This window comes from Thalassospira sp. MCCC 1A02898 (genome assembly GCF_001618185.1).
GTDB lineage: Bacteria > Pseudomonadota > Alphaproteobacteria > Rhodospirillales > Thalassospiraceae > Thalassospira > Thalassospira tepidiphila.
This window is the reverse complement of sequence record NZ_LPXK01000002.1, coordinates 107,909-130,436: the sequence shown is the minus strand read 5'-3', so window position 1 is coordinate 130,436 and position 22,528 is coordinate 107,909. Positions and strand designations below refer to the sequence as shown.

General features: G+C 54.8%; 21 protein-coding genes. 11 read left to right on the top strand and 10 right to left on the bottom strand.

Annotated elements, in window-relative coordinates; all coding sequences use genetic code 11:
- Positions 1 to 26 precede the first annotated feature (26 nt).
- Genes AUQ41_RS04425 through AUQ41_RS04415 form a run of 3 tightly spaced genes read left to right on the top strand, consistent with a single transcriptional unit; the run spans position 27 to position 2,932 of the window.
- Positions 27 to 935, top strand: coding sequence for a carbohydrate ABC transporter permease (locus AUQ41_RS04425; RefSeq protein WP_008891832.1), 909 nt, complete (start codon positions 27 to 29; stop codon positions 933 to 935).
- Positions 928 to 1,815 (top strand): carbohydrate ABC transporter permease, encoded by an 888-nt coding sequence (locus AUQ41_RS04420; protein ID WP_063086947.1) that lies wholly within the window; start codon positions 928 to 930, stop codon positions 1,813 to 1,815. Before AUQ41_RS04425 ends, AUQ41_RS04420 begins: the two co-directional genes overlap by 8 nt.
- A 4-nt stretch (positions 1,816 to 1,819) precedes the next feature.
- Complete coding sequence (locus AUQ41_RS04415) at positions 1,820 to 2,932, top strand: ABC transporter ATP-binding protein (protein WP_063086946.1); 1,113 nt, start codon at positions 1,820 to 1,822, stop codon at positions 2,930 to 2,932.
- A gap of 81 nt (positions 2,933 to 3,013) precedes the next feature.
- On the opposite strand, the gene AUQ41_RS04410 is transcribed toward AUQ41_RS04415, so the two are convergent.
- The 3 genes from AUQ41_RS04410 to AUQ41_RS04400 all read right to left on the bottom strand — a co-directional run bounded on the left by AUQ41_RS04410 (position 3,014) and on the right by AUQ41_RS04400 (position 7,014).
- Positions 3,014 to 4,513 carry a cell wall metabolism sensor histidine kinase WalK gene (locus AUQ41_RS04410; protein WP_063086945.1) on the bottom strand — a complete coding sequence of 500 codons (1,500 nt, stop codon included), beginning with the start codon at positions 4,511 to 4,513 and terminating at the stop codon, positions 3,014 to 3,016.
- Between the two features lie 8 nt (positions 4,514 to 4,521).
- Positions 4,522 to 5,256 carry a response regulator gene (locus AUQ41_RS04405; protein ID WP_063086944.1) on the bottom strand — a complete coding sequence of 245 codons (735 nt, stop codon included), beginning with the start codon at positions 5,254 to 5,256 and terminating at the stop codon, positions 4,522 to 4,524.
- Positions 5,257 to 5,418: 162 nt separating this feature from the next.
- The gene (locus tag AUQ41_RS04400; protein ID WP_232308308.1) at positions 5,419 to 7,014 is read right to left on the bottom strand and encodes a choice-of-anchor I family protein; all 1,596 of its coding nucleotides are present in this window, start codon (positions 7,012 to 7,014) and stop codon (positions 5,419 to 5,421) included.
- Between the two features lie 194 nt (positions 7,015 to 7,208).
- On the opposite strand from AUQ41_RS04400, the gene AUQ41_RS04395 reads away from it, so the two are divergent.
- The 3 genes from AUQ41_RS04395 to AUQ41_RS04390 are packed head-to-tail and all read left to right on the top strand — an operon-like array spanning position 7,209 to position 8,762.
- The gene (locus AUQ41_RS04395; RefSeq protein WP_063086943.1) at positions 7,209 to 8,255 is read left to right on the top strand and encodes an NAD(P)/FAD-dependent oxidoreductase; all 1,047 of its coding nucleotides are present in this window, start codon (positions 7,209 to 7,211) and stop codon (positions 8,253 to 8,255) included.
- Positions 8,256 to 8,283: 28 nt separating this feature from the next.
- Positions 8,284 to 8,478, top strand: coding sequence for a DUF2256 domain-containing protein (locus AUQ41_RS20495; protein ID WP_083952784.1), 195 nt, complete (start codon positions 8,284 to 8,286; stop codon positions 8,476 to 8,478).
- Positions 8,475 to 8,762 (top strand): DUF3253 domain-containing protein, encoded by a 288-nt coding sequence (locus AUQ41_RS04390; RefSeq protein ID WP_143588720.1) that lies wholly within the window; start codon positions 8,475 to 8,477, stop codon positions 8,760 to 8,762. The genes AUQ41_RS20495 and AUQ41_RS04390 overlap by 4 nt, the downstream gene beginning before the upstream one ends.
- Positions 8,763 to 8,768: 6 nt before the next feature.
- On the opposite strand, the gene pgi is transcribed toward AUQ41_RS04390, so the two are convergent.
- Together pgi and AUQ41_RS04380 are read right to left on the bottom strand one after the other, a co-directional pair.
- A complete protein-coding gene (gene pgi / locus AUQ41_RS04385; RefSeq protein WP_063086969.1) occupies positions 8,769 to 10,418 on the bottom strand; it encodes a glucose-6-phosphate isomerase in 1,650 nt (549 codons plus the stop codon).
- Positions 10,419 to 10,567: 149 nt separating this feature from the next.
- On the bottom strand, positions 10,568 to 11,527 hold the full coding sequence (locus AUQ41_RS04380) for a PfkB family carbohydrate kinase (protein WP_063086941.1): 960 nt from the start codon (positions 11,525 to 11,527) through the stop codon (positions 10,568 to 10,570).
- A 261-nt stretch (positions 11,528 to 11,788) separates the two neighbouring features.
- Here AUQ41_RS04380 and AUQ41_RS04375 point away from each other — a divergent pair, with 261 nt between their 5' ends.
- The gene (locus AUQ41_RS04375) at positions 11,789 to 12,157 is read left to right on the top strand and encodes a cupin domain-containing protein (RefSeq protein WP_008891842.1); all 369 of its coding nucleotides are present in this window, start codon (positions 11,789 to 11,791) and stop codon (positions 12,155 to 12,157) included.
- A 42-nt stretch (positions 12,158 to 12,199) separates the two neighbouring features.
- Here AUQ41_RS04375 and AUQ41_RS04370 read toward each other — a convergent pair whose 3' ends face one another.
- The 5 genes from AUQ41_RS04370 to AUQ41_RS04350 form a co-directional block, all read right to left on the bottom strand.
- Positions 12,200 to 12,793, bottom strand: coding sequence for a tyrosine phosphatase family protein (locus AUQ41_RS04370; protein WP_008891843.1), 594 nt, complete (start codon positions 12,791 to 12,793; stop codon positions 12,200 to 12,202).
- A gap of 122 nt (positions 12,794 to 12,915) precedes the next feature.
- Positions 12,916 to 13,887: an agmatinase gene (gene speB / locus AUQ41_RS04365; protein WP_063086940.1), complete on the bottom strand. Its 972-nt coding sequence runs from the start codon at positions 13,885 to 13,887 to the stop codon at positions 12,916 to 12,918.
- Between the two features lie 66 nt (positions 13,888 to 13,953).
- Complete coding sequence (locus AUQ41_RS04360; RefSeq protein ID WP_063086939.1) at positions 13,954 to 15,459, bottom strand: aldehyde dehydrogenase; 1,506 nt, start codon at positions 15,457 to 15,459, stop codon at positions 13,954 to 13,956.
- Between the two features lie 93 nt (positions 15,460 to 15,552).
- Positions 15,553 to 16,101: a cupin domain-containing protein gene (locus AUQ41_RS04355; protein WP_008891846.1), complete on the bottom strand. Its 549-nt coding sequence runs from the start codon at positions 16,099 to 16,101 to the stop codon at positions 15,553 to 15,555.
- 42 nt (positions 16,102 to 16,143) lie between these two features.
- Positions 16,144 to 17,526 (bottom strand): glutamine synthetase family protein, encoded by a 1,383-nt coding sequence (locus tag AUQ41_RS04350; protein ID WP_063086968.1) that lies wholly within the window; start codon positions 17,524 to 17,526, stop codon positions 16,144 to 16,146.
- 307 nt (positions 17,527 to 17,833) lie between these two features.
- Here AUQ41_RS04350 and AUQ41_RS04345 point away from each other — a divergent pair, with 307 nt between their 5' ends.
- The 4 genes from AUQ41_RS04345 to AUQ41_RS04330 all read left to right on the top strand — a co-directional run bounded on the left by AUQ41_RS04345 (position 17,834) and on the right by AUQ41_RS04330 (position 22,501).
- Positions 17,834 to 19,204 (top strand): aspartate aminotransferase family protein, encoded by a 1,371-nt coding sequence (locus tag AUQ41_RS04345; protein WP_063086938.1) that lies wholly within the window; start codon positions 17,834 to 17,836, stop codon positions 19,202 to 19,204.
- A 158-nt stretch (positions 19,205 to 19,362) separates the two neighbouring features.
- On the top strand, positions 19,363 to 20,712 hold the full coding sequence (locus AUQ41_RS04340; RefSeq protein WP_063086937.1) for an FAD-binding oxidoreductase: 1,350 nt from the start codon (positions 19,363 to 19,365) through the stop codon (positions 20,710 to 20,712).
- 120 nt (positions 20,713 to 20,832) lie between these two features.
- The gene (locus AUQ41_RS04335; RefSeq protein ID WP_063086936.1) at positions 20,833 to 21,318 is read left to right on the top strand and encodes a group III truncated hemoglobin; all 486 of its coding nucleotides are present in this window, start codon (positions 20,833 to 20,835) and stop codon (positions 21,316 to 21,318) included.
- Positions 21,319 to 21,673: 355 nt separating this feature from the next.
- Complete coding sequence (locus AUQ41_RS04330; protein WP_063086935.1) at positions 21,674 to 22,501, top strand: cysteine hydrolase family protein; 828 nt, start codon at positions 21,674 to 21,676, stop codon at positions 22,499 to 22,501.
- Positions 22,502 to 22,528: the final 27 nt, after the last annotated feature.

Genomic DNA, 22,528 nt, shown 5'->3' with positions numbered 1-22,528 from the left:
CTCATTTAACTTTTGAGGCAAAGGTTATGGGGGCTTCTCAAAGCACCGAAAGCAACCTGACGGCCAGCATCCAGCGTCATCTGTCCAAGATCGTTGTTGCACCGTCCTTTGCTGCGTCCCTGTTTTTTGTCTACGGGTTCATCCTGTGGACCGGCTACATGGCGTTTTCCAAGTCGCGCATGCTTCCCGTCTGGGATTGGGCAGGGCTTCGGCAATATGAACGTCTGTGGCAGATGGAACGCTGGCATGTTGCCATTGAAAACCTGCTGATCTTTGGCGGTCTGTTTATTGTGACCTGCCTGATCATCGGGTGCCTTCTGGCAGTTCTTCTTGATCAGCGTATTCGCGCCGAAGGTGCGCTTCGTACGATCTTCCTTTATCCGATGGCCCTGTCCTTCATCGTGACGGGTACTGTCTGGAAATGGCTTCTTAATCCGGGCCTTGGCCTTGAAAGCATGATGCATGACCTCGGCTGGACGAGCTTCAAGTTCGACTGGCTGGTCAATTCGGACATGGCGATCTACACGGTTGTGATCGCAGCAGTCTGGCAGGCATCGGGCTTTGTCATGGCAATGTTCCTTGCGGCATTGCGCGGCGTCGATCAGGACATCATTCGCGCAGCCTATATGGACGGTGCCAGCCTGCCCCGGATCTATTTCGGTATCATAATTCCGTCGATCCGCCCGGTCTTCCTGAGTGCGATCGTCGTTCTGGCCCACCTTGCTGTCAAAAGCTTTGACCTTGTCATCGCGCTTACCGGTGGCGGCCCGGGCTATTCATCCGATCTTCCGGCAACCTTCATGTACACGATGGCCTTCCAGCGCAACCAGCTTGGGGTTGGTGCGGCCAGTGCCATGATGATGCTGGCAACCGTTATGGCGATCATTGTGCCGTATCTGTATTCCGAACTGCGCGGAGGCAAGAAAAATGGCTGATATTCAGACCTATAGCCACGATGCAGGCTGGAAACATACCGTTCTGCGCGGGTTGCTGTATCTTATTCTGATCCTGTTTGCGGCCTATTACCTTTTCCCGCTGATCGTCATGATTTCGACCTCGTTGAAATCACTCGACGAAATTCGTGAAGGGTCGCTGATTTCGCTGCCGCGCGTGGTGACGTTTGATGCATGGAACTATGCATGGAACGAAGCCTGCGTTGGTGTCGAATGTACCGGGATCAAAATCTATTTCTGGAACTCGGTCAAAATGGCGATCCCCGCCGTTCTGATTTCGACCTTCCTTGGTGCGATCAACGGCTATGCGTTGACCAAGTGGCGGTTCAAGGGTGCGAACATCGTCTTTGCCCTGCTGCTGTTTGGTTGCTTCATTCCGTTCCAGGTCGTTCTGCTGCCGATGTCACAGGTTCTTGGCAAGCTTGGTCTTGCAAGCTCGACCCCGGGCCTTGTTCTGGTCCACGTCGTTTACGGCCTGTGCTTTACCACCCTGTTCTTCCGGAACTACTACGTTTCGATCCCTGACGAACTGGTCAAGGCAGCCACCATTGACGGTGCCGGGTTCTTCACCATTTTCTGGCGCATTATTCTGCCGATCTCGACCCCGATCATCGTGGTTTCGGTCATCTGGCAGTTCACCCAGATCTGGAACGACTTCCTGTTCGGTGCTTCGTTTGCTTCTGGCGCAAACGCACCGATGACCGTCGCACTCAACAATATCGTCAACACCACAACCGGCGTGAAACAGTACAACGTTGATATGGCAGCAGCCCTGCTGACCGGCCTTCCGACGTTGCTGGTTTATGTTCTCGCTGGCAAATACTTCGTCCGCGGCCTGACCGCCGGCTCGGTGAAGGGATAAGCAAATGGCATCACTCACCCTCGATAAAGTTCGCAAGGCTTTTGGCCCTGTCGAAGTTCTCAAGGAAATCAACCTGGCGATTGACGATGGCGAGTTTCTCGTCCTTGTCGGTCCGTCCGGTTGCGGTAAATCGACCCTTCTGAACCTGATTGCAGGTCTGGAAACAGCCACCGACGGGGAAATCCGCATCGGGGATCGCGTTATCAACGACGTGCATCCCAAAGACCGTAACATCGCCATGGTGTTCCAGTCCTATGCGCTTTACCCGAACATGACGGTGCGCAAGAACATCACCTTTGGCCTCGAAATCCGTGGCGTTTCCAATCAGGAACGTGACAAGGCCGTTGCCGATGTTGCCAAACTGCTTCAGATCGAAGCACTTCTGGATCGCAAACCGTCCCAGCTTTCGGGTGGTCAGCGTCAACGTGTGGCCATGGGCCGCGCGCTTGTGCGTGATCCGGATATCTTCCTGTTTGACGAACCGCTTTCAAACCTAGATGCGAAACTGCGTGTCGACATGCGGACCGAGATCAAGAAACTGCATCAGCGCCTTGGCTCGACCATCGTTTATGTCACCCACGATCAGATCGAAGCCATGACCCTGGCATCGCGCATCGCGGTGATGAAGGACGGTATCCTGCAGCAGTTTGATACGCCGCAGAACATCTATGAATGCCCGAACAACATGTTTGTTGCCGGCTTCATCGGATCGCCGTCGATGAACTTCATTGATGCGACCCTGACCGAGGACAACGGCAAGCTGGCCCTGACCATCCCGCGCGATGGCAACCCGATTGTCCTGCCGCTTTTTGAGGCGCCGGAAAGCTATCGTGGCTATATCGGCAAGGATGTAGTGTTTGGCATTCGCCCAGAGGCCCTGACCCACAAACGTACCGGGTCGGACGAACCGGGCAGCCAGTATGTCAACTTCGACAGCAAGGTCGAAGTGATCGAACCGACCGGTGCCGACACCATGACCGTGATCGAAATTGCCGGGAAGGAAATCGTTGCGCGCGTCCGTCCGGACCGTCAACCGAAACCGGGCGAGAGCATGACGTTCTCGGCCGACATGTCTCAGATCAGTCTGTTTGACCCGGATACCGAGTTGCGGATCTGATCTGATTGGCGGGTGGTTCTGGGGGCCACCCGCCATTCTTCTTTTTGGGCCCTGCTCTGCCCGATACTGTGCTGAATGGCCCTAAACCCTGCGCGGCAGGGATACGATAACTTCCAGTCCTTTTCCCGGCATATTGCGCAACTCGATGCGCCCGTCATGGGCATCAATGACCGTTTTCACGATCGACAGCCCAAGACCACTTCCCCCGGTGCTGCGCGCCCGCGATCCTTCGACACGATAAAACGGCAGGAACACCTTATCCTGATGTTCGACCGGAATCCCGGGCCCTTCGTCACGGATGGTGACCAAAACCGTATCCGCCGTTGCTTCCAAACTGACATTGGCCCGATGGCCGTATTTCAGGGCATTTTCAATAAGGTTGGTAAAGGCACGCTTTAACGTACCCGGACGGCAAGACAACCGGATGCTGCGTTTGCCCTCAAAGGAATGGGCATCATCATTGCCGCCGAACACTGTGTGGACCGAGCTGAATTGTAAGGGTTGTGGCCCGGCAAAGCTCACCGGGCGGCCAAGATCGGCGTAATCGTCACAGATGGCCTCAAGCACGGAAATGAAGTCAACCGTGCGCTCTTCTTCCTTGGCGATCCAGTCACCAAGGAAATCAAGCGCGTCATTGAGAAGACTGTCCATTTCATCAAGATCGCGCAAAACGGTTTCGCGCAGTTCATCATTTTCGATGAATTCGGCACGCAGTCTTAACCGCGTGCTGGGTGTGCGCAAATCGTGTGAAATGGCGGCCAGCATCCGGGTGCGGTCCCCCAGCATCCGTGAAATACGTTCGCGCAAATCGTTATAGGCCGCGGCCATTGACCGGGCCTCGGTCGGCCCGCGTTCCTCGACCGGTGGGCCGCTGACATCATCGGCGTGATCAATAATCGCACGCGTCAGACGCTTGAACGGGCCTGCCAACAAATCGGCAAGCCCGGCAAACACGACAAGAACCGCCGCCACCCCCATCAGGAACATCAGAAAGACCAGCGATGGCGATGAATAATTCGCCCACAGCTCGTTATGGTGCACCAGAATGCGCTTGCCCGACGGCATCATGATTTCGACTTGTGCCTCAAGCCCCAGACGCGCAATTTCACGCGACAGTTCGGCAAAAAACAGGCTGGGATTTTCGGTGGCCTCGATAGTGGCGCGCTGTTCGGCACTCAAACGACCACGTTCGAAATGCACCTTGACCGAGGTTGGCCAACCGGTATTGGCCAGTCGGACCGGCATGGCGATATGCTGCGCGGGTCTGGAAAACAGCAACAAGGTCCCGACATCATCGGATGGCAGGATGCGCATTGTCATGCCATCGCGCGCAGCAATATCGATGATGTTTTCTTCAAATTCCGGGTTTTCGGCGATCCGTACCAGTTCGCGAATGGTAAAGCCAAGCGTATAGGCCCGGCCAATGCGTTCGTCCCGCTCGATCACGTAATAGGATGCCATGGCGCTAAGGGCTGCAATGATCAGCCCGCCCAGCATCATCAAAAGAAAGATACGCCCGCCCAGCGTGCGCGGCTTGTAGCGGCGCATATAGTTGCTGAATTTTGCGAACATATCGGCCATGGGTCGGCCTAAATCGTCTGGGTGTCGGCGCAGAACTGATAGCCGATGCCGCGCACTGTCTTGATCAGCTTCGGGTTCTTGGCGTCTTTTTCGATCTTGCGGCGCAGGCGACTGATCTGGATATCGATGCTGCGATCAAACGGAAGGGAGCTTTGCCCGCGCACAATATCGACAAGCTGTTCACGCGACAGCGCCCGCTTGTTGTTCTTGACCAGCGCCAGAAGCAACGAAAACTCGCCGGTCGACAGATGCACGGCGACATTATCGGCATCGCGCAATTCACGTGATCCGATATCAAGCGTCCATTCGCCGAAAATGATCTTGTGCGCCGGGGCGACTTCGTTATCAGACGGCCCAACCGCCCCCGTTTCAAAGCGCCGGAACACCGCACGGATGCGTGCCAGCAATTCACGCGGATTAAACGGTTTGGTCAGGTAATCATCCGCACCAAGTTCAAGGCCAAGAATACGATCGGTATCCTCGCCCACCGCGGTCAGCATGACAATCGGCACCTTGGAGGTCCGTCGAACATCCCGGCACAGGGCAAAGCCGTCCTCGCCCGGCAACATGATATCAAGAATCACCAGATCGATTTTCCAGTCGCGCAGTGCACGATGCATTTCATTGCCGTCGGACACGGTGGTAATGCGAAAACCGTGTTGCAACAGGAACTTCTTCAAAAGCTTCTGGATTTCCTGGTCGTCATCTACGACCAGGATATGTGGTTCACGTCGCGTCGTCAGTGTCCCGAACTCCCCTGATATTCATCGGCCATGTCCCCGACCGCGGCGGGAGTTTAGTCGATATCGCCAACGGTTTGAACCGTTTTCCATCTGGCGTTTAAAAAGGAAAAAGCCGGGCAATGCCCGGCTTCCCCATATCCAACAGTCAGGGCTGTAATCGGGTTACTGCAGGTCATAAACCTTGGTGCTACCAGATACTTCCGATGCCACCACCAGCATTGCGTTGCCGGTCGGGCTATCCTTGGCATCAACAAACTGCAGGCCTTCGGGGGCCAGTTCACCGGCAGTATCATTTTCCGGATTGCCAGAGAAACGACGATCACTGTGATAGGTGACGAATTGCGGGTTGGTCGGGTTGGTCAGGTCATAGACCATGAAGCCACCCTGACGCTCCAGCCCGATAAAGGCATAGGGCGTACCGTTTACATAGCCACTTGCAATGCCTTCTGGCTCCGGGCCCTTGTCATCGGAGCGGTTGTCACGGCTGTAGTTTTCAGTATCCGAGGAATTGAAAACATTGGGATAGTTCGCCGCCAGGATCTGCTCAAACGCATCACCACTGTCAAAGACCATTTCGCCATCGGCATTCAGAACCGAGAACGACCGTGCGCCATAGCTATAGATGACATCGAAATCACCATCGCCATCAATGTCACCCTGTGCCGTGGTGGTCTTCAAACGACCAAGATTTTCATCCTTTTGCAGGGTGCTTGCCGTCGGGAAGGCCACCGGATCAAGGGTTAGCTTGCCAACGCGGGTTTCTTCGCTGTAGCCGTCATAGTCACGTGAATCGCCTTCGTTGGCGATCAGGACCCATTCCTTGCCATCAATATTGATCGCATCAATGGTGTCAGGCATGAACATGCCCATCACCGGCCAAGTGCGGATATTGATCTTGCCGTCCTTGTCGCTGGCATCAAAGGCATGGACCAAATGATCCTTGAAACCAAGACCGGCGACGTTTTTGACGGTTGCAGTTTCGATATCGATAATCGCAACCGCGTTGTTTTCCTGCAGCGAAACATAGGCGGTTTTGCTGTCCTTGGAGACGGCGATATATTCCGGCTCCACATCCTGTGCCACGCTTGAAGCACCCGGATTGGATGTCCGCATGCCATAGGGCAGCTTGCCATCATTCAGGAACTTGAAATCAACCGTGCGGACGTCATCATCAGACAAGTTTTCTGCACCACCGGCCATGGAAATGATCGAAACACTACCTTCCGGATCATTGGTGAATGCGTCATTCGGCTCACCCTCGTTCGCGACCAGAACATATTTCCCATCCGGGGAGAACTTGATCATGTCGGGCAGTGCGCCAACGGTGACCGCTGAAATGAACCCGCCATCGGTATCAAAGAAAACGGCCTGACCCGGTGCCTGCTTATCGCTGTTTTCCACGGCTACGGCGACAACGCCATTTTTGATGGCAACACTGTTGGCACCCTTGCCCCAGGTGGAAAGATCAATCGCGGAGATCTTGGTCAGTTCGGACGGATCGGACATATCAAGAATATCGATCACTTTGTCCGCGCCATTGACGACAAAGATGCGCTTTGACACCGGATCAAATGCTGGGATTTCCGCCGCACTTTCATCGAGCATCCCGGTACGATATTCGCCCATCGGCACAATCGTGATCGGATGCGCACCCGCATTCATGACGTCACCCGCCATCTTGGTTTGGTTGGGTGCCGTGCCTGCACAGGCTGTCAGAAGCAACGAAACAGCGGCTGTCGCCATCAATGAAGAACGCATGTTTTCCCCTTGGAATAACCGTAATCAAAGCAGGCAGACTGCGTGTTTGTTGTAACGGTTTCATGACCCGGTCGTGACAGTTTCATAAATTTCTTATCGATGGGACTGCTCCAATTCCGGTCTGGTTTCGTATCGAAACTATATCTCGAAACAATCCGTCGGGACTTGCCCCGCGACCCAGACAGGAGCCACACATGCCACGGATGTCAAACGTGAATATTGCGATCATTGGTGCCGGAATGGCGGGCCTAAAGGCTGCCAGCACGCTGCACCGCATCGGCATGAACGTAACGGTTTTTGAAAAAAGCCGCGGTCTTGGCGGGCGACTGGCGTCACGGCGCACGGACTTTGGTCATTTCAATCATGGTGCGCAATATGTGACGGCGCGTGATCCCGGATTTAATGCGTTTTTGCAAGAAGCAACCGAGTTTAACGCCGCCCAGAACTGGTCCCCCAACCTGCATCGCGGGACACCCGCCCCCGCACAATCCGGTGCGGCACTCTCACCGATCGCGCGCCATGTCGGCAACCTTGCCGAAGAACCCTGGTATCAGGGCGCGCCGCAGATGAACAAACTGATCCGCCCACTGGTCGACACCTTCCCGATCCAGAAACAGCACCGCATTGTCGGTATCGAGCCATCCGGCCCGCGCAGCTTTATACTCCATGATGATCTGGACGGGACTTACGGCCCGTTTGATGGTGTGATCGTCACCGCCCCTGCCCCGCAGACTGCCGATCTTTTGCGCCCGCTTGCGCCGCGCTATGCCCCGATTGACGAGGTTGTCATGGCGCCGTGCTGGGCAGTGATGGCGGCCTTTGAAAGCCCGCTTCCCACCGGCTTTGACGCGATGCTGTATCCGAGCCCTGAAATCAGCTGGGCCGCGCGCAGCAGCCAGAACGAAGACATGTTCCATCGTCGCACACCCGATCCGTGGGTCCTGCACGCCAGCCCGGAATGGTCACGCGCCCACCTTGAAGACGACAAGGACCGCGTGATTGAAAAGCTGCTGGCGGCTCTTCGTGATGTCAGCGGTGTGAATCTGCCGGAACTTCATTCGGTGCAGGCCCATCGTTGGCGCTATGCGCGGACTGAATTGCCACTTGGCAAAAGTCACCTTAACGGCATGAACGGCCGGGTGATTGCCGCAGGCGACTGGTGCCTTGGCGCACGGGTCGAGGCGGCCTGGCGCAGTGGCCGAACAGCGGCACATGCCATGGTCGAAGCCCTGATCGGATAATCGGTAAACGTGATCCGAACGCAGTGTCATGCCGAAAAATGCCAATGGACATCGTCACAGCAAATCAGACCTGCCGCAGAAAACCTGCGTGACATGCGCGCGGCCCTTTAACTGGCGGCGCAAATGGAAGGATTGCTGGGACGAGGTTCAATATTGCTCTGACCGGTGCCGTGGCCAGCGAAAGCAACCTGCAAAAACGAACATGCAGAACCAAGTGTCATGATGTTTGACCAAAAAGACGAAGATCAGCCAACCTATGCCATCCTGCGCCAGCGCGTGATTGATCTGGCAACAGAGCGCGGGCCAGACAAAACGATATGCCCGTCCGAAGTTGCCAAAACCTTTGGCTCTTACTGGCGGGATTTGATGCCGCGCGTGCATCAGGTCGCAGAACAACTATGTGCCGAACGCAAACTGACATTTGAAAAGGGCGGCATCAGCCATGGCCAAAACCGCCCTTCGGGTCACTATCGATTGCGCATCGTCCTTGATGATCAGGACGACTAAGACAGCTTATGCGCCACGCAAGGCATGCAGGCGTTTGATCAGACCGGCCGTCGACGCATCGCGCGCACCGGCATCTTCCTTACCCTCGACCATCGGAAGCAGTTCCTTGGCAAGCTGCTTGCCAAGTTCAACCCCCCACTGGTCATAAGAATTGACGTTCCAGATGATGCCCTGAACAAAGATTTTATGTTCATACATCGCGACCAACCGGCCAAGGGTGAAGGGATCAAGCTGCTTATAGAGGATCATGGTGCTGGGCTTATTGCCATCAAACACCTTTTGCGGTGCCAGCACATCAATCTCGGCCGGTGACAGGTCACTGCCAGAGAGCTCTTCACGGACTTCGGCCTCGGTCTTGCCGCGCATCAATGCCTCGGCCTGTGCAAGGCAGTTCGACACCAGCTTGTCATGATGGTTGGCCAACGGATGAAGCGCATTGGCAGCCACGATGAAATCAACCGGGATCAGTTCCGTGCCCTGATGGATCAGCTGATAAAACGCATGCTGACCATTTGTCCCCGGTTCGCCCCAGATAATCGGGCCGGTTTCATAGGCAATCTGTTTGCCATCGCGGGTCACCGACTTGCCGTTACTTTCCATATCGGCCTGCTGCAGATAGGCTGGCAGGCGCGACAAGTGCTGGTCATAGGGCAGGATAGCCTGACTGGATGCGCCGAGCACATTGCGATACCACACCCCGATCAGGCCGAGGATCATTGGAATGTTGGTTTCAATCGGGGCGGTTTTGAAATGGTTGTCCATTGACTGCGCACCACGCAGCAATTCTTCGAACTTGTCATACCCGACGGCGAGAATGATCGGCAGACCGATTGCCGACCACAGGCTATACCGGCCACCAACCCAGTCCCAGAAACCGAATGCATTGTCGGTATCAATGCCAAACGCCGCGACTTTATCCAGCGCGGTTGAGACAGCAACAAAATGCTTGGCTACGGCGGCTTCGTCTTTCAGCATGCCTACGAGCCAATCACGCGCCGAATAGGCGTTGGTTAGCGTCTCGTCAGTGGTGAAGGTTTTGGACGCGATGATGAAAAGCGTCGTTTCCGCATCAAGGAATTTCAGCGTATCGACAATATGCGCGCCATCGACGTTGGACACGAAATGGCAGCGAATGCCATCGATGTGATAAGGACGGAGCGCCTCGTTAACCATGACCGGGCCAAGGTCTGAGCCCCCAATACCGATATTAACCACATCGGTGATTTTCTTGCCGGTATGGCCTTTCCATTCGCCGGAATGCACGCGTGCCGCGAAGTCCCTCAAACGCCCAAGAACCTCCTTGACCGCAGGCATGACGTCTTCGCCGTCAACCTCGACAGGGCCGCCATCAAGATTGCGCAGCGCTGTATGCAGGACCGCACGGTTTTCGGTGACATTGATCCGATCACCAGCAAACATCCGGTCGCGCCAGCCTTCGACATTGGCCGCCTTGGCAAGCTCAACCAGAGCCGCCATCACATCGTCGGTGATCAGGTTTTTGGAATAATCAACAAACAGGTCATTGAGGGCCGCACTGTATCGTTCAAAGCGCGCGGGATCGTTGGCAAAAGCCTGACGCAGATTGAGCTTTTCGGAAACTTCCGCGCCCAGTTGATCGAGTTTATCCCAGCTTGCGGTCATTTTATCAGCAGACATACCACCCTCGGCCCATTCAAATTTATTCATAACAATACGGTGCTATTGCCAACAGGCTAACACGCGTTTCAAACCATGTGTGGGACAGTTTGCAGTACGCGGCGGCAAGATTATGGCCGCCGCGTGATTTTTCATTTAGGCCTGTGATCTTATCGGTTCGAAAGAAAGTCTTCGACTTCTTTTTCCGTCGGCAATGCGTTGATGGCACCACGTTTGGTTGCCGTGATCGCCCCAACCGCATTGGCAAAGCGGCACGCGGCTGCAAGTTTTTCTTCAGAACCCAGAAGTTCCGGGTCCTTCAGCAGGCGCGACAGGAAGCCTGCCGTGCAACCATCCCCTGCCCCGGTGGCATCAACCGCGGTGATTTTAAAGGACGGTACAAAACCATCGAAAGCCCGCGTGATGTAACGCGATCCCTTGGGACCGTAGGTCACAATCATCGCACGCCACTGATCACACCACAGATCCTTGATGCCTTCTTCAAGATCATCCTTGCCGGAAACAAAGGTGATTTCCTCGTCCGACATCTTGACGACATCGGCCTGACTGATCGCAAGGCGCAGGATTTCACGGGCCTTTTCCGCACTCGGCCACAGCGGCAGGCGCAGGTTCGGGTCACACGAAATGATCGCGCCGTTTTCACGTGCGATCTTGATCGCCTCAAGCGTTGCCGCGCGCGGGTCATCATCGATCATGCAAAGCGTTCCGTAGTGGAACAGATCGGTAGATTTCAGCATGTCCTGATCAAGATCAGCAATGCTGAGCAACATGTCGGCTGACGGGCTGCGATAGAATGAAAATTCGCGTTCCCCGTCGGCACGCAGGGAGACGAATGCAAGCCCGGTCAGGGCTTCCTTGGTCAGGACAATGCCCGATGTATCGACATTGTCGGCCTTAAGGGTATCGACCAGAAAATGGCCAAAGGCATCATCGCCGAGTTTACCGATAAAACCGGTTTCAATACCCAGACGCTGCAAACCCACAGCCGCATTTCCCGGTGCGCCCCCGGCCGCCTTGGCAAAGGCCGGCGCATCGGCAAGGCCGGTTCCGGTCACGGTCGGAACAAAATCAATCAGCAGTTCCCCAAGACAAACAGCTTTGGCTGTCATGACGTTTCTCCGTTCGAATTGTCCGCAAATTCGGCGGATCAATGGTATGTGGTCTGTGGGACCCACCGCCTTTTAAATCGATTCAACGCGTCACACAAATGCTAATCGAACGCGGCTTCTCATTCGCCAGCATATCGGCTTTTCACATTCTTGCGCAAAAGGCTTGGCCAAAAAAGATTAGGGCTTCAGTGCGAAAATCGCCCCGGATATAAAGTCGCGAAATCAAAACCAAACCACACTAGCAGACAACAGGGCATTTTCATGAGCACACTCGTCGCACGCAATCTGATGCAAAGTTTTGATCAAATTACCGACTATTGGTCGCCAAAGATTATTGGTGAAGTGAATGACCAATATCTCAAAATTGCAAAAGTAAAAGGCGAACTGGTCTGGCATGCCCATGACGAGGAAGACGAGCTGTTCCATATCGTCAAAGGAAGCCTGATCATCGAGTTCGAAGACCACAAGGTCGAACTGAGCGAAGGTGAATTCCTGACCATCCCCAAAGGGGTCATGCATAACCCGATTGCCAAGGAAGAGTGCTGGGTCCTGCTGATCGAAAGCAAATCGACCAAACACACCGGCAATGTTGTTACTGAAAAAACCAAAACCCTGTCGCAGCAACTGTAACCTCCACGAAGTTGCTGCGACAGAGTGCCTGTGGCGGACGAATTACGTCCTCTGCAGGCCTTTGCCAAAGCCGACTTCGCGTTGGCGTTCAAGTTCGGTCATCCAGCGTTCGAACATCGCATCACGCTCAAGCTGAATGGCGTAGTGGCGATGAAGGGCTGCGGTCAGGCGTCCTTCGCGGCCAAGAAGTTCATCGGCAAAGGCGATCATGACCGAGTTCGGCCAGGCAATCGGGCGCATTTCGCGGATGGTGGTAAAGATGCTGTCTTCATCACGATCCGGCTCGCACTGTGCCATCAGCGTGATCATGGCGGCGGTCGAACGCGACACGCCCATGTGACAATGCACCAGCAAATGGCCATCGCGGCGATCCGCACGGCTTCCGATCAGGGTTTCACCATAGGCAAGGATGGCCTCTACATCAGCCTTGGTCGGGGCCGGCCGGCCTTCCTTGTCCTCGATCACGTCATGGAAACGTAAAATAGTGCGTTCATGCGGGTCAAAGTTGGCAAAAATGGTCGGGTCTTCACGTTCGGGATCAAGGACCGACAGGACATGGGTCACACCATGGCTGCGATGGGTCGGCAGTTCGTCAATACCACAGATGGTCAGGCGCGAAATAGCAATTGGTTTCATTTCCGTATCTCTTGTCTTCTTTTGTTTTTCTGATTGCTATCAGAGCACAGGAAAATGAAAAAACAAGGGCCGGTATCATGAAATAATACCGGCCCCCTTAAATTTTGATCTGAAATGTCAGATTACTTTGCGCGGTTAACCGCATGAATGTTCAGCATTTCCCACGCCATGGTCGCACCGGCAAGCGATGTGATGTCAGAAACATCATAAGGCGGAGAAACTTCGACAACGTCACTGCCGATCAGGTTCACATGCCCCGCAAGACCACGCAGGATCGATACCGCCTGATGGCTGGTCAAACCGCCCAGAACCGGCGTACCGGTGCCCGGTGCATAGCACGGATCAAGCCCATCAATGTCAAAGGTGATATAGGCCGGGTTGTCACCCACCGTGGCCTTGATTTTTTCGACAATGGCGTCAATCGACATCGACTGAACATCCGGGCCATAAAGGATATTGAACCCGTGGGTCGATTCATTGTGGGTGCGAATGCCGACCTGAATGGATTTTGACGGATTGACGATGCCCTTTTGGGCCGCGTGCCAGAACATGGTGCCGTGATCAATACGATCGCCGTCATCTTCCCAGGTATCGGAATGGGCATCAAACTGGATCAGAGAAATGCCATCACCGTACTTTTCGGCGTGTGCCTTCAAGATCGGATAGGTGATGAAGTGATCGCCACCGATGGTCAGCATCTTGGCACCGGACTGAACGATGTCACGTGCGTGATCTTCGATCATTTCCGGAAGCTTTTCCGGATGGCCCGGATCAATGACCATGTCGCCATAATCAATCACCGCCATCTCGGCAAAAATATCACGCCCGGACGGGAAATGCGGTGCCCACGCAAGGTTGGTCGATGCACGGCGCACACCCTGCGGGCCCAGACGCGTGCCCGGTCGGCTTGATGTTGCAAGATCATAAGGAATACCGGTGACAGCAACATCAATCCCATTGAGGTCGCGCGAATATCGGCGGCGCATGAAGGACAGCGCACCGGAATACATCGGCTCGCTGGTGTTCTGATGCACAGATTTCGCCGTAAAGGCGTTATCACCGCCCTTGGTGTCAATGACCCCGGTGCTGCTCATTTTTAAACCCTTCTCACTTCCCGTATCAAACCCGGACCATCTGCCTGCCAGCGGTCGACGGAGTTCTTACGCGTCGCCCAGTGCAATCCAGGTCGACTTGATTTCACAATATTTGTCCAGCGCATGCAGAGAACGGTCGCGACCGGTACCGGACTGTTTGTAACCACCAAACGGCATGGTAATTGATCCACCGTCCCAGCAATTGACCCAGACAAGACCCGAACGCAGTTTCTTTGCGGTCATGTGTGCCTTGTTGATGTCACGCGTCCAGACTGCTGCTGCCAGACCATATGGCGTATCATTTGCGGTCTGAACAGCCTCTTTCCAGTCCTTGACCGAAATAACCGACAGAACCGGGCCAAAGATTTCTTCCTTGGCAATCGTCATGTCGTTCTTGATGCCGTCAAACACGGTCGGCTCGACATAATACCCACCAGATTCGGTGCGAACCCGCTTGCCACCGGTGCGAAGAACCCCGCCCTCGCTGGAGCCTTTTTCGATATAGCCCAAAACACGGTTCATCTGGCTTTCATCGACAATCGCGCCCATCTGGCTTTTCGGATCAAGCGGATCACCCGGCTGCATTTTCGCACCCGCGGCGACCACTTTTTCAATAAACTCGTCCTTGATGCTTTCTTCGACAATCAGACGCGAACCAGCTGTGCAGACCTCGCCCTGATTATAGAAGATACCGCCCGCTGCCGCCGCGGCAGCCGCATCCATATCCGGGCAATCGGCCAGAACGATGTTCGGGCTTTTGCCACCGCATTCCAGCCAGACACGTTTCATGTTCGACTGACCGGAATACTGCAAGAACAGCTTGCCGACTTCACCCGACCCGGTAAAGGTCACGCAATCAACATCTTCATGCAGGCCAAGCGCCTTGCCCGCCGTCGGGCCAAAGCCCGGCACAACGTTTAGAACGCCTTCGGGAATACCGGCCTCAACTGCGATTTCGGCAACACGGAGTGCGGTCAGTGGTGACTGTTCAGCTGGCTTTAGGATGATCGAGTTCCCCATCGCCAGGGCCGGGCCAAGCTTCCAGACCGCCATCATCAGCGGGAAGTTCCACGGCACAACGGCGGCAACCACGCCCAGCGGTTCACGGGTGATCATGCCAATTTCGTTGGTGCCCGACGGGGAGATTTCGTCATAGATCTTGTCAATCGCCTCGGCGTACCAGCGGATGCACTTATAGGACAGCGGAATGTCATCGCGCGCGGCCAGCGTGATCGGCTTGCCCATATCAAGGCTTTCGAGAAGTGCCAGTTCGGCGGCGTTCTTTTCAAGCAGATCGGCGAAATGAAGCATGATCGCCTTGCGTTTTGCAGGGGCGGCTTCGGACCAGCTGCCTTTTTCAAACACCGCACGCGCCGATGCCACCGCACGATTGACGTCTTCGACGTCGCATTCGGCAACCTTGGTCAGCACCGACCCGTCACGCGGGCTGATGCAATCAAATGTCTTGCCGGATGCCGCATCGACATAGGCACCGTTGATGAACGCCTTGTTGCGAATATCAAGGGCGGCGGCCTGCGCGGTCAGCTGTTCAAAATTCATCGGATTGGTCATCGCAAGTCTCCTGACGGATGGCGCGTTTGGATTTTTCAAAGTTGATCATGGCTCTTGGCACCTTGGTGGGCACTCTGGCAGCACGATCTGTCATCAATATGACGGTGGTGTCGCCGCACTGACGACTTCACATTCCCCGTCACCCACATTTCGAAAACGATGTGGAATTTCTGCATTGAAGTAATAGGCATCACCGGGACCAAGCACCTTGACCCGTTCGCCCACCGTGACTTCAAGCTTGCCACGGACGACAACACCGGCTTCCTCGCCCTTCTGGACAATCAGGTTGTTACCGGTATCCCCGCCCGCAGGGTATGTTTCATGCAGCACGCGCAGGTTACGATCCTTGCGCGAAGCCCCGACAAGACGCATCGACATCGTCCCATCAGAAAGCTCGACAAGGTCTTCTTTCCTGAAAAAGATTTCTTCACCGGTATCAAGATCAATGGTGAAGAAATCAATCAGGCTCATGGGAATGCCAGCCAGAACCTTGGCCAGGCTATCAACAGACGGGCTGACCCGGTTCTGTTCAATCGTCGAGATCGTGCTGTTGGTCACACCGGCCCGGCGGGCCAGTTCACGTTGCGACAGCCCGTACATGCTGCGCACCGCCTTCAGACGATCCCCTACCTTTTGCGACATTCCCGTCTTTTCCCTGTCAAACTTTATTGTTGTTTTGTCTGGTTATACCGCGTCGAGATACCAGCGATATTCCAGCTGGGTGACTTCGGCAAAGAATTCGTCATATTCGGCACGACGGCAGATATCGAACACCTCGACAAAACGTTCGCCGAGATATTCCTTGACGATATCGCCTTCGACAAAGCGATCGAGGGCCGAAATCATGCTGCGCGGAACAATGCGTCCGTCATGCTGTTCATAGCCGTTGCCAACTGTGGGCTCGCCCGGATCAAGTTTGTTCTTCATGCCGTGATGCATTCCAGCCAGAACACACGCCAGAACCAGATACGGGTTGGCATCGGCACCCGACACACGGTGTTCAACACGCGCAGCCTTCGGGCTGCCAGCCGGAATACGAAGGGCGACGGTCCGGTTGTTCAAACCCCAGTTCGGTGACATCGGCGCATAGGCCTTGTTCTGGAACCGGCGGAAGGAGTTCGGGTTGGGTGCAAAGATCGCCATGCTTTCAAACATGCTTTCCTGCAGGCCACCAATCGCAAAGCGCAGATTGTCCGACACTTCCTCGTCACCTACCGGCGACAGGACGTTATTGTCATCCTTGTCGCGCAGCGACACATGAACATGCAGGCCGTTGCCCGCCTGATCGGAATAGGGTTTTGCCATGAAGGTCGCAGTCACGCCGTGATCCCAGGCAATCCCCTTAACCACGCGTTTGAGCTGCATGGCGTGATCTGCCGCCATCATCGGATCGGTCACGTGACCAAGATTGATTTCAAACTGCCCCGGGCCTGCCTCGGCAACGATGGTATCGGCCGGAATGCCCTGACGGTTCAGTTCGGCAACCGCATCATGCAGGACTTTTTCAAAATCCTCGATCTGTTGCAGGCCATAAACCTGCACGCCATCAGACGCAATACCACCACCAAGCGGCTGCGGCGGCAGCGGTGCGGCGGTTTCCTGGTTCTGATCGGCAAGATAGAATTCAAGTTCAAGTGCCACGGTCGGATAAAAACCATCGGCCGCCATGCGATCAACGACGCCCTGCAACACATTGCGCGGATCAGCAAAAAACTTGGTGCCGTCAAGGTTATACAGGCTCATCATCACCTGTGCGAGCGGCAGTTCACCATAAGGCACACGGCAAAGGGTTCCCGGGATCGGTTTTGCCAGATTGTCCTGATCACCGCTCGACCAAAGAAGGCCCGTGCCTTCGGGGTTGTCACCCGTGATATCAACCAGGCACATGGAGCCCGGAAGCGTTACACCTTCGCTAAAGCTTTTAAGGAATTTCTGTTTGCTGATTCGCTTGCCGCGAAACACGCCGTTAATGTCGGGAATGAGCAACTCAACAAGTTCGACATCCGGATTTTCTTCAAAGAATCGTTGGGCTTCCGCCCTACTGTCTTCGACGAACGACTTGTTCATCGTCATATACTCCCAGAGAAGGCCTGTTATTAAACTGTAACGCATCGTGCCGCGCCGGATAGCCCCGGTCAAGCCCCTTCGTTCGATATATCGTGCAAATCATGCAATGCACAATTTTCTGGCGCGACAGGATGGCTCAGTAGCACAGACCACTCACATCGACCGCCAGGTAACAAAAACTGACCTTGAATTCCTCAAAAAGATTGTCGAAAAATCCTCTTGCAAAGGTGTTCGAAAAAACGAACACTAAGGTCAGATGTTCAACATATCGCACGAAAGCAGAGCAGCGCCGCTGTCAGGAGACGTTATGAATAATTTCGACAAAACCGCCTATTGGCAGGATATTGATCAGGCTCACCACATTCACCCGTTCACCGATACGGCGGACCTGAACAATCGTGGCACCCGGGTTATCACACGTGCCGAAGGCGTCTTTATCGAAGATTCCAACGGCAAACGCTATCTTGATGGCATGGCTGGTCTGTGGTGTGTCAATGTCGGCTACGGTCGCAAGGAACTTGCCGAAGCAGCCTACAAGCAGATGCTTGAACTGCCCTATTACAACAACTTCTTCCAGTGCGCGAATACCCCGGCGATCGAGCTTTCCAAAGTTCTTGCCGAAATCACGCCCGAAGGCCTGAACCACGTTTTCTATGCCAATTCCGGCTCGGAAGCGAACGACACGGTTGTCCGCATGGTGCACCAGTACTGGAACCTTAAGGGCAAACCGGAACGTACCACCATCATCAGCCGCAAGAACGCCTATCACGGCTCCACCGTTGCCGGTGCGTCGCTTGGCGGCATGTCGGGCATGCATTCGCAGGGCGGTGCGCTGGTGCGCGATATCGTTCATATCGATCAGCCATACTGGTACGGCGAAGGCGGCGATCACACCCCCGAGGAATTCGGCCTGATTGCAGCCCGCAAGCTTGAAGAAAAGATCAAGGAACTTGGTGCAGACCGCGTTGGCGCCTTTATCGGTGAACCGATCCAGGGTGCTGGTGGCGTGATCATTCCGCCGTCAACCTACTGGCCGGAAATTCAGCGTATCTGCAAGAAATACGACATCCTTCTGATTGCGGACGAAGTCATTTGCGGCTTTGGCCGGACCGGCGAATGGTTTGGCTCGGACACCTTTGACATCAAGCCGGACCTGATGCCGATGGCAAAAGGCATGTCTTCGGGCTATTTGCCGATCTCGGCGGTTATGGTTGGCGATCGGGTTGCCGATGTCCTGATCAATGAATGCGGTGAATTCACCCACGGCTTCACCTATTCCGGTCATCCGGCATGTGCGGCGGTCGCACTTGAAAACATTCGTATCCTGCGTGAAGAAAAGATGGTCGAACGCGTCAAGGACGATATAGGCCCGTATTTCGCCAAGGCACTGAAAACCCTTGAAGACCACCCGCTGGTCGGTGCGGTCGAGACCGTCGGTCTGATTGCTGGTATGCCGCTGGTGGATGACAAGAAAACCCGCAAGATGTTTGACAAGCCGGGCACCGTTGGCACCATGTGCCGCGATGCCTGTGTGGCCAATGGCGTGATCATGCGTGCCTGTGGTGATCGCATGGTGCTGTCGCCGCCGCTTTGCATTACCAAGGAAGAAATCGACGAGCTGGTCAAACGGGCGCGTGCCGCCTTTGACGAGACCGCGAAGAAACTTGGCAAAATGTAATCCGGTTTCGATTACAGTAACTTATACAAATACCCGGCATGAGTTATCATTGCCGGGTATTTTGATTACAGCGATAATAAACCGCCAACCAAAGCCTGCCTCACAGGCATGCACTTTCCAACGCCCCTCACCCAAGCCAAGCCCCAAAAGAGCCCACCATGCTAAAACGTATCTATCAACCTGCCGCCTATCGCACCGATACCCTGCCTGACAGCTATTGGGTCGAAAGTGCATCACCACTTCCTGCCTGTGAAACCCTGCCCGAAGAAGACCAGCTTAATACCGATATCGCCATCATCGGTGGCGGTTATTGCGGCCTGTCGACGGCCCTGGAACTGGCAAAGAACGGCGCCAGTGTTGCGGTGTTTGATGCCGGTCGATCCGGTTGGGGCGCGTCGGGGCGCAATGGTGGTTTTTGTTGCATGGGTGGCAGTGGTAAGGGATTTGGCCAACTGGCGAAGACCTTTGGTGAAGACGCGGTCAAACAGTTCGCCCGTCATCAACGCGATGCCATCGATCTGGTGGATCAACGCCTGAATGACTGGGCCATTGATGCGGATCGCCATTCTGACGGCGAAGTGGTTCTGGCGCATAAACCCAACCGCGTCGCCGAACTGGCCCATGAAGCACAGGAACTATCCCATTTCACAACCATCCCGACAGAACTGCTAAGCCGCGACGCATTGAAGGAACGCGGACTTTGCGCGGCGGAAACGTATGGCGGTTTGCATGTTCAGGCCGGTTTTGGCATCAACCCGATGAAGTATCTTTCGGGCTTGCATGAACAATGCGTTCGCGCGGGTGTTCGGATATTCGAACAGGCAACCATCGAACGGTTTGAGGAAGATGGCGACACCTATCGCCTTTATGCTGGCAACCCCCAAATCACTGCCGCCAAGATCGTCATCGCCACCAACGGATATAGTGCGGAAAACCTGCCCGACTGGATTGGCGGGCGCTTGATGCCTGTCTTTTCGGGTATTCTCATTACCCGTCCGCTCCACCCGGATGAGTTGGAAAATCAAGGCTGGACCAGTGACCTGATGGCTTTTGACAGCCGCATCCTGCTGCATTATTTCCGCAAGCTGCCTGATAATCGTTTTCTGTTTGGTGGACGCGGCGGGATTACCGCAACACCCAAGGCCTTTGCCGCAGGCAAACAGGATCTGCTCGATAATTTCAAACGCATGTTCCCGGCCTGGCACGATGTTGCCTTTACCCATCACTGGAACGGGCTTGCCTGCCTGTCACAAAGCTGGCGGCCCTATATCGGTCGGGTTCCTGGGCATCACGATGTCTGGACTGCCCTTGCCTGGCATGGCAACGGGGTGGCGATGGCAAGTCTTGGTGGCAAGCTTCTGGCAGAACGGATGCTGGGCATCTGCGATGAAGAGGATCTGGGCGCTGTCTTGACGACCCCGATGGATAAATTCCCGATGGCGTCATTCCGGCGTGTGGCGCGTTCTATCGGCTATCGCTATTACGGTCTGCATGATCGCTTTGCCTGAACGGCCTTGCCGTTATCGGTGATCTGTTTGCGTTCGGACACAAAGTGACATATGTCATGTCCGAAAATCGCTTCGTCGTTTAAAGCGGTTCCAGTTGATGCGCAAAAGAGGCCCTTTACCATGTCCGAAAAACAGCCAACCCTTGCCGAAATCAAGGAACGTCGCGAAATTGCCACGCGGCGTATCAAGGAAGATACCGGCATTGATACGGACATGATCAAGAACATCGTGCATGGCTTTTACGCCAAGGTGCGCGATGACGACCTGCTGGGTCCGGTGTTTGATGAAAAGGTCGATAACTGGGACCACCATCTTGATCGCATGGTGATGTTCTGGTCCTCGGTCGCGCTTGCGACAGGCAACTATGACGGGCGCCCGATGCAAAAGCACTTGCCGCTCAAGATCACCCGTCATCACTTTGACCGCTGGTTGCAACTCTTTGCCCAAACCCTTTCGGAATATTGCGAAGAACCCGCCGCCCGACATTTCATGGAACGGGCCCTTCGCATCGCTTCAAGCTTTGAAGTCGGCATTGCCGCCCATAATGGCGTGATCCTGTCCAAGGGCGAACGCTATGACCCGGTATCAAGTTGGGAACCAAACTGATTCTGAAACGTTAGGCAATCAGACACACATAACCACGCACCCCGCAAAACCGCGGGTTTGCTTTTTGTCGGCTAAGTTGACAAATTTAAATGATTGCGATTTCATGTGGTTATGAAGAATGCTGGAAGAGTAGAAAAAAATAGCTCTGTTCGTGACGTCCAATGGACGCGCCGCAATGCGGCATCCGGCATTCTGACAATTGGATACATCTGGCCTGGAACACCCGTCCCAAAGTGGTCGGGTGTGGTTCAGTGCGTTACCGCACCTGAACTGCCCGGTTCACCGATGGTCTTTAAGTCCGATTGCAAAGTAGATTTACGAAGCGACCTGAGACGACGAAACGGAGAGCCTGGACATGTGGTCGGTGATCACTCTTATTGTCATTTTACTGGTGGGCGCCATCGCCTACACCATCTATGGCCAACGCCATCACCTCGCCCCCAGCAAGGGCAGAAAGATCAATCTCGCAGAGCGCTCCAATAGTGCCCTTCTGATCGTTGACGTCCAGGAAGATTTCACCAGTTCGGATGGCAAGCATGCCTATCCGGCCGACATGGTCGATAAACTGATCACTGCAATCAATAAACTGGTTGAAGCCGCCAATGCCAATGGAACGCCGGTGATCTCGATCCGCCAGACATTCCGTGGCTGGTACATCAACTTTCTCGTAAAGCTCCTGAATGAAGGTCGTGGCAGCCCCAAGTCCAAGGGCCTTGATCTTGATGAACGGATCAACGGCGATATCGACCACGATATCGTCAAGGCACGTGCGGACGGGTTTAGCGAACCAGAGCTTGATCGCGTTCTAGATCGTCAGAAAGTCGGCAAACTGATTATCGTGGGTCTGGACGGCGATTTCTGCGTCAAGGCAACAATGCAGGCAGCCCTGAACCGCGGGTATGACGTATCGTTCAGCGACGCGACCACTTTGGCTTTGAACCCTAAAAAATGGGAACGCACCAAGGCACTTCTGACCGCACGCGGCGCATCCGATAATACGGGCCAAGACACACAGGTCGTTAAGACCGATGCAGCGGATGCAGACCCATCTGGCGCCCGCACCCCTGACAGTACGCCCGATACGGGCAACCAGAATACCACGGTGCCCGACACCGGTGATCAGGACACCAGTGCCCAGAACAAAAAAGAGAAAGACGAAGACGAAGGACGTAAAATGGCTTAGCGCCATACAAAGCGCTAAGCTCTCCAT

Excerpts from the sequence above, each read along its gene's own strand:
- AUQ41_RS04425 (WP_008891832.1), top strand. The coding sequence starts at position 27 with ATGGGGGCTTCTCAAAGCACCGAAAGCAACCTGACGGCCAGCATCCAG.
- AUQ41_RS04420 (WP_063086947.1), top strand. The coding sequence starts at position 928 with ATGGCTGATATTCAGACCTATAGCCACGATGCAGGCTGGAAACATACC.
- AUQ41_RS04415 (WP_063086946.1), top strand. The coding sequence starts at position 1,820 with ATGGCATCACTCACCCTCGATAAAGTTCGCAAGGCTTTTGGCCCTGTC.
- AUQ41_RS04410 (WP_063086945.1), bottom strand. The coding sequence starts at position 4,513 with ATGGCCGATATGTTCGCAAAATTCAGCAACTATATGCGCCGCTACAAG.
- AUQ41_RS04400 (WP_232308308.1), bottom strand. The coding sequence starts at position 7,014 with ATGCGTTCTTCATTGATGGCGACAGCCGCTGTTTCGTTGCTTCTGACA.
- AUQ41_RS04395 (WP_063086943.1), top strand. The coding sequence starts at position 7,209 with ATGCCACGGATGTCAAACGTGAATATTGCGATCATTGGTGCCGGAATG.
- AUQ41_RS20495 (WP_083952784.1), top strand. The coding sequence starts at position 8,284 with ATGCCGAAAAATGCCAATGGACATCGTCACAGCAAATCAGACCTGCCG.
- AUQ41_RS04390 (WP_143588720.1), top strand. The coding sequence starts at position 8,475 with ATGATGTTTGACCAAAAAGACGAAGATCAGCCAACCTATGCCATCCTG.
- pgi (WP_063086969.1), bottom strand. The coding sequence starts at position 10,418 with ATGTCTGCTGATAAAATGACCGCAAGCTGGGATAAACTCGATCAACTG.
- AUQ41_RS04380 (WP_063086941.1), bottom strand. The coding sequence starts at position 11,527 with ATGACAGCCAAAGCTGTTTGTCTTGGGGAACTGCTGATTGATTTTGTT.
- AUQ41_RS04375 (WP_008891842.1), top strand. The coding sequence starts at position 11,789 with ATGAGCACACTCGTCGCACGCAATCTGATGCAAAGTTTTGATCAAATT.
- AUQ41_RS04370 (WP_008891843.1), bottom strand. The coding sequence starts at position 12,793 with ATGAAACCAATTGCTATTTCGCGCCTGACCATCTGTGGTATTGACGAA.
- speB (WP_063086940.1), bottom strand. The coding sequence starts at position 13,887 with ATGAGCAGCACCGGGGTCATTGACACCAAGGGCGGTGATAACGCCTTT.
- AUQ41_RS04360 (WP_063086939.1), bottom strand. The coding sequence starts at position 15,459 with ATGACCAATCCGATGAATTTTGAACAGCTGACCGCGCAGGCCGCCGCC.
- AUQ41_RS04355 (WP_008891846.1), bottom strand. The coding sequence starts at position 16,101 with ATGTCGCAAAAGGTAGGGGATCGTCTGAAGGCGGTGCGCAGCATGTAC.
- AUQ41_RS04350 (WP_063086968.1), bottom strand. The coding sequence starts at position 17,526 with ATGAACAAGTCGTTCGTCGAAGACAGTAGGGCGGAAGCCCAACGATTC.
- AUQ41_RS04345 (WP_063086938.1), top strand. The coding sequence starts at position 17,834 with ATGAATAATTTCGACAAAACCGCCTATTGGCAGGATATTGATCAGGCT.
- AUQ41_RS04340 (WP_063086937.1), top strand. The coding sequence starts at position 19,363 with ATGCTAAAACGTATCTATCAACCTGCCGCCTATCGCACCGATACCCTG.
- AUQ41_RS04335 (WP_063086936.1), top strand. The coding sequence starts at position 20,833 with ATGTCCGAAAAACAGCCAACCCTTGCCGAAATCAAGGAACGTCGCGAA.
- AUQ41_RS04330 (WP_063086935.1), top strand. The coding sequence starts at position 21,674 with ATGTGGTCGGTGATCACTCTTATTGTCATTTTACTGGTGGGCGCCATC.